General features: G+C 69.5%; 4 protein-coding genes and 2 pseudogenes. 4 read left to right on the forward strand and 2 right to left on the reverse strand.

The window, feature by feature from the left end:
* Positions 1-77: 77 nt before the first annotated feature.
* The 4 genes and pseudogenes from ACYQ8K_RS17960 to ACYQ8K_RS17975 all read left to right on the forward strand — a co-directional run.
* Positions 78-487, forward strand: a pseudogene (locus tag ACYQ8K_RS17960) (dihydrodipicolinate reductase); the annotation flags it as partial.
* Between the two features lie 40 nt (positions 488-527).
* A complete protein-coding gene (locus ACYQ8K_RS17965) occupies positions 528-914 on the forward strand; it encodes a hypothetical protein (RefSeq protein WP_459971095.1) in 387 nt (128 codons plus the stop codon).
* An 11-nt stretch (positions 915-925) separates the two neighbouring features.
* Positions 926-2,107: a cytochrome P450 gene (locus ACYQ8K_RS17970; RefSeq protein ID WP_459971026.1), complete on the forward strand. Its 1,182-nt coding sequence runs from the start codon at positions 926-928 to the stop codon at positions 2,105-2,107.
* Positions 2,104-3,329 (forward strand): annotated as a pseudogene (locus ACYQ8K_RS17975) (cytochrome P450). Before ACYQ8K_RS17970 ends, ACYQ8K_RS17975 begins: the two are co-directional and overlap by 4 nt.
* Here ACYQ8K_RS17975 and ACYQ8K_RS17980 read toward each other — a convergent pair.
* Both ACYQ8K_RS17980 and ACYQ8K_RS17985 read right to left on the reverse strand, forming a co-directional pair.
* Positions 3,326-5,923 carry a sugar epimerase family protein gene (locus ACYQ8K_RS17980; RefSeq protein WP_459971027.1) on the reverse strand — a complete coding sequence of 866 codons (2,598 nt, stop codon included), beginning with the start codon at positions 5,921-5,923 and terminating at the stop codon, positions 3,326-3,328. The pseudogene ACYQ8K_RS17975 and the gene ACYQ8K_RS17980 overlap by 4 nt on opposite strands.
* Positions 5,924-6,002: 79 nt before the next feature.
* Positions 6,003-18,524 carry a type I polyketide synthase gene (locus ACYQ8K_RS17985; protein ID WP_459971028.1) on the reverse strand — a complete coding sequence of 4,174 codons (12,522 nt, stop codon included), beginning with the start codon at positions 18,522-18,524 and terminating at the stop codon, positions 6,003-6,005.
* Between the last annotated feature and the right edge of the window lie 329 nt (positions 18,525-18,853).

Genomic DNA, 18,853 nt, shown 5'->3' on the forward strand with positions numbered 1-18,853 from the left:
CGTCCGCGAGCTCTACCGAGCCCTCCAAGCCGACCTCAACCCACCACTCCACATCCTTGACGCTGCATAGGAGCATCTACGCCCAAACCACCGAGGACCTCGTCCTTCCCGGCGACTGGACGATCCACAAGGGATGCGTCGCCGGCGTGGACGTCCGCTGGAAAGGGATCGTCACGGATCGCGAGATCATCGAGATCCGCGGGCGATGGCGCAAGGGTCAATCCCTGGATCCGGATTGGCCGCTGGACATGGGCTACACGATCGAGGTGCAGGGCCAGCCGACGATCAAGACGACGCTGAGTTTCCTTCCGCCGCCGGACTTTACGGGCCAGACGCTGGACGACTACATCATGTTGGGGCTCACCATCACCGCCATGCCGGCGATCACCGCGATTCCCGCCGTCGTCGCCGCGCCCCCGGCATCGTCACCTACAACGACCTTCCGCTGCTACTACCGCGCGGGGTGCTGCGCGCCGAGTCTCGATAGGAAGGCCCCGATGCCCGAAGAACCGTCGCTGCACCACGTCGTGTTCGCCGTGGCGCCCGAACGTCACGCCGCCGCGGTGCACATGTTCAGCGATCTGGGCTTCGTCTTCGAGCCCCTGCAACTGACCGAGCTGGGCCTGGACATTCACCTCAACTGGAATCGGGGTATCGAGCTGATCAGCCCGATATCCGGGTCGACCGGCGAGGTCGCGGTCTCCGTGACGGAGTTCCTCGAACGGCGCGGCGACGGTGTGTTCACGGTGGTGATCGGAGTTCCGGACGCCGCTGCGGGCGACGCCGTCGCCGAGCGCTACGGCGCGACAACGCGATTCCGGCAGCACATGGAGGGCGAGGGCACCTACCTCGACGAGAACGACGTGTCGATCCTGGGCCTGCCACTGACTTTCCTGGCGACCAATATTCAGTGATTGGAGGCGGCATGGCTGGTGACCCGCGGGGAATTCCGGAGCTCGATTTGGACGATCTGCCGATGGCGTCGGACCGTGGCGTCGGCTGGGCCGCATTGCGGGCAGCCGGCCCGGTGGTGTTGAGCGACGGTTGGTATGCGCTGACCCGTCGCGAAGACGTCCTCGCCGCACTGCGCAACCCGAACGTGTTCTCGTCGCAGAAGGCATTCGAGGTGGTCGGCAGCCCGCTTCCACTGGTACCGGCGGCATTCGACCCGCCGGAGCACACCCGGTTTCGGCGGATTCTGCAACCGTTCTTCAGCCCCCACGCACTGACCGCGATCCTGCCGTCGATCCAAGCGCAGGCGACAGACATCATCGAATCGATTGCGGAACGCGGCGAATGCGAGGTGATGGCCGATTTGGCGACTCCATATCCGTCGCAGGTCTTCCTGACGCTGTTCGGCCTGCCACTGCAAGACCGCGAGCGGCTGATCGGGTGGAAGGACGCCATCATCGAGCTGAGCATCCCCAACGCCGCCGGCGAAACCCCCGATCTGACACCGGCACTCGAGCTGTTCGCCTACCTCACCGATGCCGTGGCCGAGCATCGACGGAATCCGGGTGACGATGTTCTGTCGCAGGTGCTGGCGGGCGAGGAGGCGCTCACCGACGACGAAGCCCTCGGAATGGCGTTCTTCCTCGTCCTCGCCGGCCTGGATACCGTTACCTCGGCCATCGGTGCGGCGATGCTCGAACTGGCCCGGCGCCCCGCACTGCGCAGCAGGCTTCGGGAGAAGCCGGACGAGATCAGCGTTTTCGTCGAGGAAATCGTCCGCCTGGAGTCGTCGGCTCCCGTCGTCCCACGCGTGACGACCGAGGAGGTCACCGTTGCCGGCATCACCTTGCCGACGGGCTCGCGGGTGCGGCTCTGCCTCGGCGCAATCAACCGGGACGGTAGCGATGCCATCTCCGGCGATGACCTGATGATGGACGGCAGAGTGCACAAGCACTGGGGTTTCGGCGGCGGTCCGCACCGATGCGTGGGTTCGCACCTGGCGCGGATGGAGATGAATGTCGTCGTCACCGAATGGTTGCGGCGCATCCCCCACTTCGCGCTCCCACCCGGCTATCGGCCGGAGATCACGTGGCCCTCCCCCACTTGCACGTTGCCGCGGCTGCCGCTGCGAATTCTCGCAGAGGCGGCTTCATGACCGTAAACACCGCAGCACCCAGCGTCTTCGACGCCGACCTCCCGACGCTGCACTACGACATCACGGACACCGTGCACGAGGTCGCCCCGCGCATCCACGAGGTGCGCAAGCAGTCGCCGATAGCCATCGGGCCGTTGGGACCCGAGGTGCTCGGCTACGAACTCGCCCGCGGGATACTGCGCGACCCCCGGTTCGTGTTCCCCCCGGAATGCATATGACCGCTCGCGGGATAACGTCCGGCCCCCTCTATGACCGGGTCCTCGGCACCATCCTGGGCATGGAAGGCGAGGAACATCGACGGCTGCGAGGTCTGGTGTCCAAGGCGTTCACGCCGCGGGCGTCCGCGCGCATGGAAGACACCATCGACACGGTGATCAACGAATTGATCGACCAGGTCGCCGATGCCCGCCGGTGTGATTTCGTCACCGACATCGCCCGGCCGTACCCGATCCCGATCATCTGCGCGCTGTTGGGCACGCCCCCCGAGGACTGGGAGCAGTTCTCCCTGTGGGCCGAGGACATTTTCAAGATCGTGCGATTCGACTCCGACCTGGCGAACGAGCAGCACATCGTGATGCGGGCGTGGGACGAGTTCGACGCCTACATCGACGACATGATCGCCGAACGACGGAGCCGGTTGACCGACGACCTGATCTCCGAACTGATCCGCGCTCAGGACGACGGCGACCGGCTCAGCAACGCGGAGATGCGCATGCTGGCGTTCAGCATCCTCAGCGCGGGCACCGACACCACCCGCAATCAGCTGGCCGCGTGCATGCATGCGCTGTGTGATCATCCCGATCAACTGGCGATGCTGCGCCACAACTTCGGCCTCGGGATGCGAGCCGTCGAGGAATGCATGCGCCATTCGCCTGCGGTCTGCACCACCCTGCGCACCGTTCTGGAGGACGTGACGTTCGTCGGCTACACGTTCCCGGCGGGCACCTTCATTTCGGTGAATACCTTTGCGGCCAACTGCGATCCAGAAGTCTATCCGCATCCGGACCGCTTCGACATCACCCGCGAGGACCCGCCGCCGATTTTGACGTTCGGCGGCGGCGCCCATTATTGCCTTGGCGCCAATCTCGCCCGAACGGAACTCGCTGGAGCCCTCAAGGTCATCGCCCGGCGCATGACCAACCCGCACCGCGTGGCAACGGCGCCCTGGAAACCGATGCTGGGACTGAGCGGGCCGGTAGAGCTGGAGATGGAGTTCAACTAGCTCAGCGCGTCGTCGGCGGCAAGCTCGAGCACGTGAATCTCGCCCGTCGCGCCGTCGACCTCCACGAGGGCGCCCGGCGGCAGCGACTTGGTCGCGCCCTGGACGTCCACCACACAGGGGAAGCCGAATTCGCGGGCCACCACAGCAGCGTGTGACATCGGCCCGCCGAGTTCGGTGACGACGGCCGCGGCGTAGCAGAAGGCCGCGGTGTACCCGACGTCGGTGACCTCCGCGACGAGGATCTCGCCGGGTTGCAGCTCGTCGATGGTTTCCGGCCGCACGATGCGCACCCGGCCGCGTACCCGTCCCCCGCACACACCGACACCGCGCAGGGTGCCCCCGCTCGCCAGCGCGGGCGACGACGCCGCGGTGGGCTGCCAGCTTCCGCTGAACACCGTCGGCGGCGCCACCGCGACCAGCCGTCGTTGTTCGGCCCGGCGCCGGGCCACCAGCGCGCCCACATCCGCAGGGAGAGCGTCGAGTTCGTCGACGAGCAGATAGAAGACGTCATCGGCGGTGTCGAAGAGCCCGGCCTCGACCGACCTGCGCCCGTATTCGCGCAACAGCGTGCGCAGCACCCAGTTCGCCCGCACCACCTTGTCGCGGCGGACCTCACGGTCACGCAACTGCTGGGTGGCCAGAGCCGCAATGGGCTTGGCGTGCAGGGGAATCCGTGGGTGCTGCGGCTGCGACGAGGACGGCGCGCTCATCGCTCTGGTCACCATCCGGACCAGCAGCTCGGGATCGTCGGCGTAGCTGGTCGACAGCATCTCCAGCTCCGCCGGGCCGCGGTGCCCGATGAGCGCCAGCTCGTCGAGCAAGGCGGCGTGGAATTGCGGCGCCTCGACGGCGAGCTTGTCCAGCCGGTCACCCGGTTCCGCCAGTAGCGCCGTCACCTTCGGGTCGTGCTGGGCGGCAACCACCAACCGCTGCATCGCCTCGACTGAACGCGCGCTGACCAATTCGGGTCCACCGGGCGCGGCGACGTCGCGCCCGCACAGCCCGCGCAGCAGCACGTTGAACGCCGCGCACAGCAGGAACGAACCCGCGGCCAGCACCCAGCCGTGTACGACCTGGTCGCGCGCCAGCGAGATCAGGCTCAGCAGCCGACGATCGTCGAGCCCGGAAAGGTCGCCGTCGGTCAAACGTTCCAGGCGGTCAACGTCGGCGACGAACTCGCGGGTGTCCAGGGGAGCACCGGCCGACAGGCCGATCAGGTTGACGCCGAACACCCCGATGTTGCGGACGGTCCGCAGTTGCTTGCGGATTCGCCCGGTGTCGGAGTGCGGCTGCTCCTCACCGAAGATCGGCAGGGCGGCCATGCTCGGGCCGAAGAACCCGCTGTTGCTCACCACCGTGGTTGGCTTCACGAACGGCACCGTCTCGGCCATGAAGTGTGCGGTCGTGATGGCGCCGTAGAGCCGGTGGGCAAACACCGCGACCATGCGCATCGCGATTTCGCGCTGGATCGTGCCGCCGGGCCGCAGCCGCTCGGCGACGCAGACGGCGCTGGCACGCAGCCCGCGAACCGTTGCCGACGCCGACGCCGGCGAAAACGGGCCGGGCAGCGCCTCGGACAGATTCGTCGCGAGGAAGGTGGGAAAACGCGGGTCGATCGGCGTGTCGAATTCCCCGTTATTCCCTTCTGCGCCAGCCCAAACGGGCTTGACGCCGTCGTCGCTCGGGGCGTCGACAGAAGGCAGGTCCTGGATGTTGGCCAGCCGCCACGGCAGCGAGATCACCCGCCTGCCCACGGTGACCCGGCCCCGCACCGCCAGCGCGAAATCCTGGACACACTCCCCGGATTCCCACGCCGGCTGGAATGCCCATTCGTCTGCCAGCCGCGAGGTGTCCATCAGTGCAGCACCACGCACCAGTCGCAGCTCCGCCGGTTCGAGGCCCAGGCGCACGACCGGCCGGTGTAGGGCAGCAGCGAGCTGCCGGAAGGTCAGCTCGCCCGGCGCGGCGAGATTCACTGGGCCGCTGGCGATGTCGGCCTCCACGATGGCGCGATGGAAGAGCCGAAGCGCGTCGTCGAGGTGGACGACCTGCATGTGGCGATCACCCGACCGGTCGGGAAACGCCGGCATCGCCAGCAGGCGGCGAACCCAGTTGTCCACGGTTCGCCCGAGGATCAGCGCGGAGCGGATCGCGACCCATTCGACGCCCGATTCCGTCAGCACCTGTTCGACACGGGCCTTGAACCGGCCTTCGGCACTGACCGGCGCCGTGGCGTCGTGTTCGGTTTTCGGCGCTCCTCCCCCGCCGTACACGTGTGCCGACGACGCGAAAACGATCCTTCTGGACCCGGTTTGGGCCATCGCATCGAGCACGTTGCGGGTGCCACCGATATTGACCTGGTCGTCGTACCCGGAACCCTTCGCCCACGCGCAATGCGCGACGACGTCCGCGCCGGCCAGGGCGCATTGGACGGCGGCGGCGTCACGAATGTCGGTGACAGTGAAATCCGCTGCGCCCGGCCAGCTGTCGGGCCGATGCCGGGCGAGCCCGACGACATCGTGGCCCGCGCCGAGCAGCCGCGTGGCGAGGCCGCGCCCGAGCACGCCGCTGGCCCCGGTGATCGCGATTCTCACAAAGAGCCCTCACTCAATTGCGCCGCTCCTCCACATCGCCGCGCTCTGCATCGTCGCGGCGCGACTCATGGCTACGTGGCTATTCGCCATCGTCGTCCAGCAGCGCGGCGTTGAGCAGGTCGTCGAGGTCCATGTCCGCGATGTCCTTCTCCGTGGTTACCTCGGACGGCGCACTCCCACTGGAAGATTCGTTGGCCAGGGCCAGCAGCAGTTCCAACACGCCGGCCTGCCGAAGGCGCTTGACCGGAATCGAACCCACGACCCGCTGAATCTCGGCTTCACCCGGTGCGGCCGCCACCGCGGGCTGATCCGACGAGCCGACCAATTCTCGATACATGTAGCCGGCCAGCGCGGCGGAGTTCGGGTAGTCGAAGATGAGCGTCGGCGACAGCGCCAGTCCGGTCGCGGCTTTGAGCCGGTTGCGCATCTCGACGGCGGTCAGCGAGTCAAACCCGAGTTCCTGGAACGCCCGGTCCGGCTGGATCGCCTCGGGGCTGGCGCTGCCCAGCACCGTGGCGATGTTGGCGCGCACCAAGTCCAGCAGGATGGCCTGTTGCTCATCCTCGGGCAGCCCTTCGAGGCGTTGCAGCAGAGCGGATTTCGACTTGGCAGCGGCCAGCGAGTCGTCGACCTGACGACGCGTCGGCGCGTTGATCAGATCGACGAACATCGGCGGCAGCGTGCCCCCGTCGAACTTGACCCGCAACGCCGCGAGGTCGATGTGGGCGGGCAGCATGAATGGCTCGTCGACGATCAGCGCGGTGTCCATCAGGTCCAGCGCCTGCTCCGAGGACATGGCGACGATCCCGTCCCGGCCGAACCGAGCGCGGTCGGCGGCGCCCAACCCACCGGTCATGGCGCTGGCCTGATCCCACAGGCCCCAGCCCAGCGAGATCGCCGGCAGCCCGTGCGCCCGCCGGTGCGCGGCCAACCCGTCCAGGAACGAGTTGCCGGCCGCGTAGTTGGCCTGACCCGACGCACCCGCGAGCCCGGCGATCGACGAGAACATCACGAACGCCGATACATCCAGCTCGCGGGTCAATTCGTGCAGGTTCCACGCGGCATCCACCTTGGACCGCAACACGGACTCGATCCGGTCGGGCGTCAGCGACGTGACCACCGCGTCGTGCAGGACCCCGGCGGCATGAATCACCCCGGTCAGCGGATGCTGCATCGGGATTTCGGCGATCACCTTGGCCAGGGCCTCGCGATCGGCGGCATCGCAGGCCACCGCCTCCACATGCGCACCGGCCGCGCTGAGTTCGGCGACCAGCTCCGCGGCACCGGGCGCATCCAGGCCGCGGCGGCTGACCAGCACCAGATTCCGTGCGCCGTGGCGGGTTACGACGTGACGCGCGACCGCCGAACCGGCCATGCCGGTCGCGCCGGTGATCAACACGGTGCCGGCCGTCCACGCGTCGGGCATCGTCATCACGACCTTGCCGACGTGGCGGGCCTGGCTCAGATAGCGCAACGCCGCGGGCGCGCGCCGCACATCGAACCTGGTGACCGGCAACGGCCGCAGCACGTCCTCGCCGAACATGGCGGCCAGCTCGTCGAGCATCTGCGCGATGCGATCCGGCCCGGCTTCGAACAGGTCGAAGGCGCGGTAGCGCACGCCAGGGTGGTCCCGGGCGACGACCTCGGGGGCACGGATGTCGGTTTTGCCCATCTCCAGGAAGACGCCGCCGGGCGCCATCAGGCGCAGGGAAGCATCGACGAAATCACCGGACAGCGAGTCGAGGACGATGTCCATGCCGCGGCCACCGGTAACCGCCCGGAACTTCTCCTCGAATTCCAGGCTGCGCGAGTCGGCGATGTGGTCATCGTCAAAGTCCATGTCCCGCAGCGTGTCCCACTTGCCACGGCTGGCGGTCGCGAACACTTCCAGACCGAGGTGACGGGCCAGCTGGACAGCGGCCATCCCCACCCCACCGGCGGCGGCGTGCACCAGCACCCGCTGACCGGGCTGGGCACCGGCCAGGTCCACCAGGGCGTAGTTCGCCGTGGCGAACACCACCGACGCCGTCGCGGCGGCGGTGTGTGACCACCCGGCCGGCACCTTGACCAGCAGCCGCTGGTCGGTCTTGGCAATGGTTCCGGTGCCATCCGGGAACAGCCCCATCACCCGGTCGCCGACCGCGAAACGCCCTTCTGGCGAAGCGGTTTCGATCACCACACCGGAGGCCTCGATGCCCATGATCGCCTCGGGGTCGGGATAGAGGCCCAACGCGATCATGACGTCACGGAAGTTGGCCGCGATGGCCGACAGCGCGACCCGCACCTGGCCGGGCCCCAACGGCGCGTCGGCGTCGGGAATGCGTTCTATCCGCAGATTCTCGATGGTGCCGTAGCTGCTCATGCCGAGTCGCCACGGTCCGTCGTCGGGCGGCAGCAACAGAGCGCCGGCGGCGCGGCTGCCGAGCACCCGCGCGGTGTAGAGCGCCCCGTTGCGCAGGATGGCCTGCGGTTCGCCGAGCGCCAGAGCCGCGGCGATCGCGTCGGAATCCAGCGGCGCGTCGGTGTCGACGAGCACGATGCGCCCGGGGTGCTCGGTCTGCGCCGACCGCACCAGTCCCCAGACCGCTGCGCCGGCCAGATCGGTGACGTCCTCCCCCGGCAGCGTCATCGCGCCACGCGTCGCTACCACCAGGGTTCCGGCGCCGTCGCGGGCCAACCACGACTGCAGCACGGGCAGCACCGCTCGCGTGGCCGCGTACACCTCGGTGATCACGTCGCCGGACACCGGCTGCGATTCGAACAGCACCGCCGACCGCTCGGCCCCGGCGTCATCCAATTCCGCTGCGCCCCAGGTGGACAGCGCTACCGGCTGCACCGCCGCCGACGGCTGTGCGGACCAGACGACCTCGAAGAGGCGGTCCGGTCCCGAATTGGACACCGCGGCCAGCAGCTGCTTGTCGGTGACCGGGCGGGCGACCATCGAGGCCACCGAGAGCACCGGCAGCCCCAGGCCGTCGGCCAATTCGATCGACACGGTGGCGGGGCTGACCGGCATGATCCGTGCGCGCACCGCGCCGGCCCCCGCTGCGTGCAACGACACCTGCTGCCAGGAGAACGGGACCAGCATCGAGCCTTCGGGCAGTTCGTCGCTGTCGGAGGCCAGCATGACCGCGTGCAATGCGGCGTCGAGCATCGCGGGGTGGACGCCGAACCCGGCCGGCGAAACCCCGGCATCGGTCGGAAGCGATACCTCGGCGAAGACCTCGTCGCCGCGGCGCCACATCGACGTCAGGCCGCGGAAGGCGGGGCCGTATCCGTAGCCACGCTCGGCCAGTTGCTCGTAGCCGTCGCCGACATCCACCGGGACCGCACCCACCGGTGGCCACGCCGACAGGTCCGCGCTCGGCTGCACCGAACCCGCCCGCAGCACACCTTCGGCATGCAGCGACCAGCCCGAGCCCGCTTCGACCCGCGAAAACACCGACACCGCACGGCCGCCCGAATCGTCCGGGCCACCGACAACGACCTGAACGGCGACCGACCCTCCGGCCGGCAACACCAGCGGCGCGGCCAGATTCAGCTCGTCGACGATTCCGCAGCCCACCTCGTCGCCGGCCCGGATCGCCAACTCGACAAATCCCGCGCCGGGGAACAGCACCACGCCGCCGACCGCATGATCGGCCATCCAGCCCTGCGTGCCGGGCGACAGCCGGCCGGTCAGCACCACGCCGCCCGAGGCCGGCAGCTCCACCACCGCGCCCAACAGGGCGTGCTCGCCGGCGGCCAGGCCCAGGCCCGCGGCATCGGCCGGGGCTCCGTCGGCGGCAAGCCAAAAACGCCGCCGCTCAAAGGCATACGTGGGCAGCTCGACCAGATTGGCGTCGCCCAGCGCGCCCCGCCAGTCCACATCCATCCCCGCGACGTACCCCTGCGCGACGGCGTCGACCAGGGCAACCGGCTCGGGGCGGTCCTTGCGGAGTGCCGACATGGTGGTCACCGACGCCGCTACCGGCTCGGAAGCCAGTGTTTCTTCGATCGATGCCGTCAGGCCGCTACCCGGCCCGACCTCGAGGAAGCGGTTTGCGCCGGCCGAGTGCGCGAAACGTACGCTGTCGGCGAATCGCACCGCCTCGCGCACGTGTCGCTTCCAGTAGGCCACCGACGCGAAGTCGTTGCCGGCCAGCTGTCCGGTCACGTTGGACACGACCGGAATGTTCGGCTTGCCGACGGTCAGTCCGGCCGCGACACTGCCGAATTCGTCGATCATCGGGTCCATCAACGGGGAGTGGAAGGCGTGCGACACGGAGAGCTGGTGCACGCGGTGGCCGTCGCCGCGGAGCCGATCGGCCACCGCGGCCACTGCTTCTTGTCCGCCCGAAATCACCACCGACGTGGGTCCGTTGACCGCGGCGATGCCCACGCTTGCCTGATCGGAGGACGCCAGCAGCGCCCTCACCTCTTCCTCGGTCGCCTGCACCGCGACCATCGCGCCGCCCTCCGGCAGCGCCTGCATGAATCGGCCCCGCGCCGCCACCAGCACCGCGGCGTTCTCCAAAGACAGCACACCGGCGACGTGCGCGGCCGCCAGCTCCCCGATCGAGTGGCCCATCACGAAGTCGGGCCGCACACCCCAGGATTCGAGCAGCCGGAACAACGCGACTTCCACCGCGAACAGCGCGGGTTGTGCAAACTCGGTGCTGTTCAACAGGTTTTCGTCCTGCCCCCACATCACCTCGCGCAGCGGGCGAAGCAGGTGCTGATCCAGTTCGGACACCACCGTGTTGAACGCCTCGGCGAAGACCGGATAGCCGGCGTGCAAACCCATTCCCATGCCCAATATCTGGGAACCCTGGCCCGGGAACACGAAGACGGTCTTGCCGGCGGTCGCCGTGCCACGAACGATCGAGCCGCCCAGGTCATCGCCGGCAAGCTCGTCCAGCCCCGCCAGCAGCCGGTCGCGGTCGCTGCCGACGATGACGGCCCGCTGCTCGAAGGCCGACCGGCCCGCCAGCGACCACCCCACATCGGCGATGTCCAGGTCGGGGTGGGCGCGCAGGTGGGCCGCCAGCCGCGTGGCCTGAGAGTTCAATGCCGACAACGATTTCGCCGAGACCGGCCATGGCACCACCGGTGCCTTCGGACCCTCCACGACGCGCTGCGACTCGGCCGGCACCGCCTCGATGATGACGTGCGCGTTGGTGCCGCTGATGCCGAACGACGACACACCCGCCCGTCGCGGGCGGTCGGCGTTCCAGGGTCGCGCCTCGGTCAGCAACGACACCGAGCCCGTCGACCAGTCGACGTGCGGACTGGGTTCGTCGACATGCAATGTCGCGGGCAACATCTCGTGGCGCATCGCCAGGACCATCTTGATCACACCGGCCACCCCGGCGGCGGCCTGCGTGTGACCCATGTTCGACTTGATCGAGCCCAGCCACAACGGCTCGCCGCGATCCTGCCCGTAGGTCGCCAGCAGGGCCTGCGCCTCGATCGGGTCACCCAATGTGGTTCCGGTGCCGTGCCCTTCGACGACGTCCACCTCCGCGGGCGTCAATCCGGCGCTGGCCAACGCGGCACGCACCACCCGCTGCTGCGAGGGGCCGTTGGGCGCGGTCAGGCCGTTGGAGGCGCCGTCCTGATTGATCGCCGAGCCGCGCACCATCGCCAGCACCGGATGCCCCAGGCGCTGAGCGTCGGACAGGCGCTCCACCACGAGCATGCCGCCGCCCTCGGAGAATCCGGTGCCGTCGGCCGCGCCGGCATAGGCCTTGCACCGGCCGTCCTCGGACAACCCGCGCATGCGGCTGAACTCCACAAAGATGTCGGGCGTGGCGTTGACCGTGACGCCGCCGGCCAGGGCCAGGTCGCACTCGCCCGAGCGCAGCGACTGCACGGCCATGTGCAAGGCCACCAACGACGACGAACACGCCGTGTCCACCGACACCGCCGGGCCTTCCAGGCCCAACACATAGGACACCCGGCCCGACGCCACACTCGAGGACTGGCCGGTCAGCCGGAAGCCCTCCGCGGTCGGCGCCGCGCCCATGCCGTAGCCCTGCGTGTACACCCCGGCGAATATTCCGGTGGCGCTGCCGCGCAGCTTGCCGGGCTCAATTCCGGCCCGCTCCAATGCTTCCCAGGACAGCTCGAGGAACATCCGCTGCTGCGGGTCCATGGACAGCGCCTCGCCGGGGGCGATGCCGAAGAAGGCCGGGTCGAAGTCGGCGACCCCGTCCACGAAGCCGCCGGTGCGGGTGTAGCAGGTGCCGGGAACGTCGGGGTCCGGGTTGTACACACCGGCCAGGTCCCAGCCACGGTCGGTCGGGAAGTCGGAGAGCACGTCGCGGCCCTCGGTCAGCATGTCCCACAGGTCGTCGGGTGAATTCACGCCTCCCGGATAGCGGCAGGCCATGCCGACGATGACGATCGGATCGTCGTCGCTGGCACGAGCGACCGGGGCATGCTTGATCTCTTGCGGGACCCCGGCGAGTTGGGTGCGGATGTAGCCGGCCAGGCCGTTGGGCGTCGGGTAATCGAAGATCAGGGTGGGCGAAAGCGCCAGCCCGGTGGCGGTTTTGAGCCGGTTACGCATTTCGACCGCGGTCAGCGAGTCGAAGCCCAGCTCCTGGAACGCCTTGTCGGGGTCGATCGCCTCGGCGGTGGTGTTGCCCAGCACCGTGGCGATGTGCGAGCGCACCAGATCCAGCAGCACGGCGTGCTGCTCGGCCTCGGACAGCCCGTCCAGGCGATGCGCCAGCGCCGATTTCGACTTCGCGGCCGCCAGCGAGTCGTCGACCCGGCGGCGGGTCGGGGCGTTGACCAGGTCGGTGAACATCGGCGGCACCGCGACCGCGTGGGCCCGCAGCGCGCCGAGATCGATGCGCGCCGGCGCCAGGAACGGCTCGTCGACGATCAATGCGGTGTCGAAGAGCTCCATGGCCTCGTCCGAGGACAGCGCCAAGATCCCGTCGCGGCCCAACCGGGCCAGGTCAGCGGCGTCCAGTCCGCCGGTCATGGCGCTGGCCTGATCCCACAGCCCCCAGGCCAGCGAGATCGCCGGCAGCCCGTGCGCCCGCCGGTGCGCGGCCAACCCGTCCAGGAACGAGTTCGCCGCACCGTAGTTGCCCTGGCCCGACGAGCCGACCAACCCGGCCATCGACGAAAACATCACGAAGGCAGACAGATTCAGGTCGCGGGTCAACTCGTGCAGATTCCAGGCGGCGTCGACCTTGGCCCGCAATACCGCGTCGACCCGTTCGGGGGTCAGCGACGTGACCACCGCGTCGTCCAGCACGCCGGTCGCGTGAATCACTCCCGACAGCGGCCGGCGCGCCGCAATGTCGTCGATCACCCGCGCCAGTGCCGCCCGGTCGGCCGCGTCGCAGGCGACGGCGCGCGCCCGCGCACCGGCGGTGTGCAGCTCGGCGATCAACTCGGCGGCCCCAGGCGCCTCGGGACCGCGGCGACTCAGCAGGACCAGGTTCTCGACGCCGTGGTGTGCCACCAGGTGGCGGGCCAACGTCGCGCCCGCCATGCCGGTTCCGCCGGTGATGAGCACGGTGCCGGATGCCAGCGCGTTCGGCAGCGTCATGACGACCTTGCCGATGTGGCGGGCCTGGCTCAGGTACCGCAGCGCCGTGCGGGCGCGCCGCACGTCAAAGGTCGTGACCGGCAACGGGTTCAGCACGCCGGCATCGAACAGGCCGGCGAGTTCCTGCATCCACTGATGCATCCGGGGACGGCCGGGCTCGAACAGGTCGAAGGCCCGGTAGCGCACACCCGGGTACTCCTGGGCGACCACACCCGGGTCGCGGATGTCGGTTTTGCCCATCTCCAGGAACATCCCGCCGGGAGCGACGAGCCGCAGTGAGGCGTCGACGAATTCGCCGGCCAGCGAGTCCAGGACCACGTCCATGCCGCGCCCACCGGTGACCGTCCGGAACTTCTCCTCGAACTCCAGGCTGCGCGAATCCGAGATGTGATCGTCGTCAAAGCCCATGGCCCGCAACGTGTCCCACTTGCCACGGCTGGCGGTCGCGAACACCTCCAGGCCCAGATGCCTGCCCAGCTGCACCGCGGCCATGCCGACACCGCCGGCCGCCGCGTGCACCAGCACCCGCTGCCCTGGCTTGACGTCGGCCAGGTGGATGAACGCCATGTAGGCGGTGGTGAACACCGCCGAGATGCCGGCGGCTTCGGCGTAGGACCAGTGGGCGGGCTTGTGCTGCAGCAGGCGCACGTCGCCGGGCACCAGCGTGCCGCTGCCGTCGGGGAAGAAGCCGTACACCGAATCGCCGACCGCGAACCCGGTGACGCCCGGCCCGACTTCGACCACCACGCCGGCGCCTTCGCCACCGAGCAGGGCCTCGTGGGTGAACATGCCCAGGGTGATCATGACGTCGCGGAAGTTGGTGGCGATGGCGCGCAGGGCCACCCGAACCTGGCCGGGCTCCAGCGCGGCGCCGGCGTTGGGAACCGGCTCCAATTGCAGGTTTTCGAAGGTGCCCGCGCTGCTGATTCCGAGCCGCCAGGGCCCGTCCGCCGGGGGGGTCATGATCCCGTCCACGGCGCGGCTGCCGTGCACCCGCGCGATATAGGCCGTGCCGTCGCGCAACAGCACCGTGGGCTCGCCGACCGCCAGGACGGTCGCTATCGCGTTATCGTCAAGCGCCGCATCGGAATCCACCAGCACGATCCGGCCGGGATGCTCCGTCTGCGCCGAGCGCACCAGCCCCCACACCGCCGCACCGGCCAGATCGGGGACGTCCTCCCCCGCCAATCCCATCGCGCCCCGGGTGGCGACGATCAGCACCCCGGAGTCGTGCTCGGTCAGCCACGACTGCACGGCAGCCAGCGCCCGATGCGTGCGCTGATACGAGCCTGAGACCGGATCTTCGCCGGCCGCAACGGATTCGAACACCTCGTGCGCGGGCGGGTCGTTTTTGGCGTCCGTCGCCGTGGCCGGCGACCACCCCAGCTCGAACAGCCGGTCCGGGCCCGAGGCCGACACCGCCGCGCGCAGCTGCCGCTCGCTCACCGGGCGCGCGATCATCGCCCGCACCGACAGCACCGGCAATCCGAGTCCGTCGGCCAGTTCGATCGAGACCGCCCTGGAGGCCGCGGACGTGGCCCCCGACGCCGATGCCGGCGCGATGCGCGCACGTACCGCGGACGCGCCCGCGGCGTGCAGCGACACGCCCTGCCACGAGAACGGCAGCACGACGTCGTCGGCCTGGCCGGTGATGTGGTGGCTGACGACCAGCGCGTGCATGGCCGCATCGAGCAGCGCCGGGTGGACGCCGAAACCGTTGACGCCGCCGGCCGCGTCGGGCAGCCGCACCTCGGCGAACACCTCGTCGTCGCGCACCCACGTCGCGGTCAGGCCCTGGAACGCCGGGCCGTAGCCGTAGCCGAGCGCCGCCAACTGCTCGTATCCGTCGGCCGCGTCGACCTTGACGGCGCCGGCCGGCGGCCATGCCGACAGATCCGCGCCAGGCTCGACCGAGCCGGTGCTCAGTGTTCCTTCGGCGTGGCACACCCAACCGGACCCGCTGTCGGGGCGCGAGAAGATCGACACCTGGCGCTGGCCGGAGTCTTCCGCGGCGCCGACCACCACCTGCACGGCAACCGATGCCGAACCGGAATCCTTGGCCGGCAACATCAATGGCGCCTGCAGCGTCAGCTCGTCGACCGTCGAGCATCCGACTTCGTCGCCGGCGCGAATCGCCAGCTCCACGAAGCCCGCCCCGGGGAACACGGCCGTGCCGGACACGGCGTGATCGGTAAGCCAGCCCTGCAGGCTCGGCGACAGGCGGCCGGTCAGCACCACCCCGCCCGACGACGGCAGCTCGACGACCGCGCTCAGCAGCGGATGCTCGCTGGCGCCCAACCCCAGGCCCGAGGCGTCGGCCGCGATGCCTTCGCCGGACAGCCAAAACCGGCGCCGGTCAAAGGCATACGTCGGCAGCTCGACGAAGCCGGCGCCGTCCAGCACACCGCGCCAGCGCACGCTCACCCCCGCGACGAACGCGGTGGCCGCCGAGGTCAGGAATCTGTCGAGACCGCCGTCATCGCGTCCCAGCGTGGGGATGACTGTGGCTTCAGCGGCGTCGCCGCCACCGTGGTCGTTGGCGGTGTCCTCGATGCCCGCGACCAGCGCCGGATGCGGACTGGATTCGACGAACGTCCGGTATCCGTGCTCGCAGGCGCTGCGCACCGCCTGGTCGAACTGCACGGTCTGCCGGATGTTGCGATACCAGTAGTCGGCATCCAATCCGGCTGTGTCCAAACGGTTTCCGGTCACGGCGGAGAAGAAGGCGATGCGCGAGGAGCGCGGCTCGATGCCGGCCAGCACCTCGGCGAGGTCGCCGCGGATCGCCTCGACCTCAACGGAGTGCGAGGCGTAGTCCACGTCGATCCGCCGGGTCCGCAGCTCGAGGTCGGCGCAGAAGCCGACCAGCTCGTCGAGCGCGGCCCCCTCGCCGGACACTACGACGGCCGACCGGCCGTTGACGGCGGCGATGCTGACGCGATTTCCGTAGGGCGCCAACAGCTCCCGGGCGCGCTCGGTGCTGCAGGCGATGGACAGCATCCCGCCGGGACCCGCCAGCGCGGTCAGCAGCTTGCTGCGCAACGTGACGACCCGGGCCGCGTCCCGCAGCGACAGCGCCCCCGCGACGTAGGCGGCGGCGATCTCGCCTTGCGAATGCCCGATCACGGCGTCGGGATTCACCCCGACCGACTTCCACAGTTCGGCCAGCGACACCATCACCGCGAAGAGCACCGGCTGCACGACGTCGACGCGGTCCAGTCCCGGAGCATCGGGTGCACCACGCAGCACGTCGGTCAGCGACCAGTCGACGAATTCCGCGAAGGCCGCTTCGCATTCCCGGATCTGTTGGGCGAATACCGGTGCGGTATCCAGCAATTCGATCGCCATGCCCGGCCATTGGGAGCCCTGGCCGGGGAAGACGAAGACGGTCTTACCCGCCGGCGTCGCGGTGCCCCGGATCACCGATCCGGTGGGGTCATCATTGGCCAGCTCGTCCAGACCGGCCAGCAACCGGTCGCGGTCACCGCCGACGACGACCGCGCGGTGCTCGAAGGTCGCGCGGCCAGCCAACGACCAGCCGATGTCGGCGACGTCCAGATCACGGTGGGCGCGAACGTATTCGGCCAACCGGGCCGCCTGCGCCGCCAACGCCGTCGGCGATTTCGCCGACACCGCCCACGGAACCACCGGCCGCACCGGTCCGGCCTCCCGCTGCGGGGCCTCCGGAGCGGCCTCGACGATGACGTGCGCGTTGGTGCCGCTGATGCCGAACGACGACACGCCCGCCCGGCGCGGGCGCTCGGCGTTCCAGGGTTGCGCCTCGGTCAGCAGCGACACCGCGCCCGCCGACCAGTCCACGTGCGGACTCGGCGCGTCCACGTGCAGCGTCGCGGGCAGTGTCTCGTGGCGCATCGCCTGCACCATCTTGATCACACCGGCCACGCCGGCGGCGGCCTGCGTGTGGCCCATGTTCGACTTGATCGAGCCCAGCCACAACGGCTCGCTGCGGTCCTGCCCGTAGGTCGCCAGCAGCGCCTGCGCCTCGATCGGGTCACCCAGGGTGGTTCCGGTGCCGTGGCCCTCGACGACGTCCACGTCGGCCGCGGACAGCCCGGCGTTGGCCAGCGCGGCACGCACCACCCGCTGCTGCGAGGGACCGTTAGGCGCGGTCAGCCCGTTGGAGGCGCCGTCCTGGTTGACCGCCGAGCCGCGGACCACGGCCAGCACCGGGTGTCCCAGCCGCTGCGCATCGGACAGCCGTTCCACGACCAGGATGGCGCCGCCCTCGGACCAGCCGACGCCGTCGGCCGCGCCCGCGTAGGCCTTGCATCGTCCGTCCGGCGCCAACCCCCGGTGCCGGCTGAACTCCACGAAGACCGTCGGCGTCGCGTTCACGGTCGCGCCGCCGGCCAGGGCCAGGTCGCACTCCCCCGAGCGCAGCGACTGCACGGCCATGTGCAAGGCCACCAACGACGACGAACACGCCGTGTCCACCGAGACCGCCGGGCCCTCCAGCCCCAGCACGTAGGACACCCTCCCCGAGGCGACGCTGGAGGTCATGCCGGTCAGCCGGTAGCCCTCGATCTCCTCGGCGAGCATGCCGTAGCCCTGAACGATCAGCCCGGCGAACACGCCGGTGGCGCTGCCGCGCAACCCGCTGGGGTCAATCCCGGCCCGCTCCAACGCTTCCCACGACAGCTCGAGCAGCATCCGATGCTGGGGGTCCATCGCGAGCGCCTCGCTGGGCGCGATGCCGAAGAAGGCCGGGTCGAAGTCGGCGACGCCGTCGACGAAGCCCCCGGAGTTCACGTAGCACTTGTGCCGCGCGTCGGGGTCGGGGTCGTACAGGCTCGCGACGTCCCAGCCACGGTCGGCGGGAAACTCCGAGATGACGTCGCGGCCCTCGGCGACCATTTGCCACAGCGCCGCCGGGCTGTCGACGCCACCCGGGAAGCGGCACGACATACCGACGATCGCGATCGGCTCGTTGGACCGCTCCAGCAGCGCCCGGTTGGTGCGCTTCAGGCGCTCAACCTGGACCAGCGCTTTACGCAGCGCTTCGGTCGCATGCTGGAGTTGATCAACCATTACAAACCTCACCTAACGACGTTCGGCCGTCCTTCACCGCCGGATGCGGTTTTCGCCGACTGACGGACTTTGCTGCACGAGGCGACACCGTTTCCCGTTCGACCAGCGTCGTGCTGCTCTCCGACCCAAGAATATTGCTGGTGAGTATGGCCAACTCCGACTGGATTTCAAAACGTCCGCCGCTGCCGGCCGCTACGGGAGGACCGGCATCGACCGCTGCGCCGCGCCGCGCAAAGAAGATGTGAGGCCGGGTGCCCGGTGTGCTCGCTGGACAGCGGTGCGCTGTAGACATGGCCCGACGTCCATGGCGCGACTGTACCCGGCTGACC

It is taken from the genome of Mycobacterium sp. MUNTM1, assembly GCF_054660795.1.